Origin of the sequence: Streptomyces sp. Ru71 (assembly GCF_002920535.1) — a bacterium.
Taxonomy (GTDB): domain Bacteria; phylum Actinomycetota; class Actinomycetes; order Streptomycetales; family Streptomycetaceae; genus Streptomyces.
The window spans coordinates 1-1,180 of record NZ_PQSS01000170.1 but is presented as its reverse complement, the minus strand read 5'-3'; the positions used below and the strand labels follow the sequence as shown (position 1 = coordinate 1,180).

Annotated in this window: 2 protein-coding genes; both read right to left on the bottom strand. The window is 50.3% G+C overall.

Annotated elements, in window-relative coordinates:
- Positions 1-125: 125 nt before the first annotated feature.
- Positions 126-823, bottom strand: a protein-coding gene (locus C3489_RS38035) for an IS1-like element IS1A family transposase (protein WP_094096600.1) whose coding sequence is annotated in 2 segments (ribosomal slippage) — positions 126-574 and positions 574-823 — 699 coding nt in all. Because the reading frame shifts where the segments join, the coding sequence is not laid out codon by codon here.
- Between the two features lie 28 nt (positions 824-851).
- On the bottom strand, positions 852-1,180 hold a 329-nt coding region (locus C3489_RS38025), incomplete at its 5' end, for a hypothetical protein (protein WP_219822013.1).

The window sequence follows — 1,180 nt, the reverse complement described above, 5'->3', positions numbered from 1 at the left end:
CTGAACGTTTTACGCGGGTGAAAATATCATTGCCGAACATAATAAATAGTATCCTGAAGGTGCATGTTGTTATCGATTTGCAACGAATGTTGTTCAATGTTGCAAACTGAGGTAATGACTCCAACTTATTGATAGTGTTTTATGTTCAGATAATGCCCGATGACTTTGTCATGCAGCTCCACCGATTTTGAGAACGACAGCGACTTCCGTCCCAGCCGTGCCAGGTGCTGCCTCAGATTCAGGTTATGCCGCTCAATTCGCTGCGTATATCGCTTGCTGATTACGTGCAGCTTTCCCTTCAGGCGGGATTCATACAGCGGCCAGCCATCCGTCATCCATATCACCACGTCAAAGGGTGACAGCAGGCTCATAAGACGCCCCAGCGTCGCCATAGTGCGTTCACCGAATACGTGCGCAACAACCGTCTTCCGGAGACTGTCATACGCGTAAAACAGCCAGCGCTGGCGCGATTTAGCCCCGACATAGCCCCACTGTTCGTCCATTTCCGCGCAGACGATGACGTCACTGCCCGGCTGTATGCGCGAGGTTACCGACTGCGGCCTGAGTTTTTTAAGTGACGTAAAATCGTGTTGAGGCCAACGCCCATAATGCGGGCTGTTGCCCGGCATCCAACGCCATTCATGGCCATATCAATGATTTTCTGGTGCGTACCGGGTTGAGAAGCGGTGTAAGTGAACTGCAGTTGCCATGTTTTACGGCAGTGAGAGCAGAGATAGCGCTGATGTCCGGCGGTGCTTTTGCCGTTACGCACCACCCCGTCAGTAGCTGAACAGGAGGGACAGCTGATAGAAACAGAAGCCACTGGAGCACCTCAAAAACACCATCATACACTAAATCAGTAAGTTGGCAGCATCACCGGAGAATGGGTCAAATAGTTTGATGACGACTGGGAAAGAAACGAAGAGAAAAGGAAATTTCTCTTTGCCCAACTCCGTAGGCGATACCGCCGGATAATCCTGCGCCAGTTGCATCGCCGCTTCTGTAGCCTGCTTCTCTTTCTCTTGCAGATAACCCACCAGGCTAATCTGATACTTACGAATATTTTCGACATAAGCGTAGGCTTCATGTCCACGAGCGTAGCCGTAAGTCAGCTTGCTGTAATAGGGTTTCTGGCTAAGTAAAGGCAGACGCTGTTTTACGTCAGCCCAACTGTCAGGAT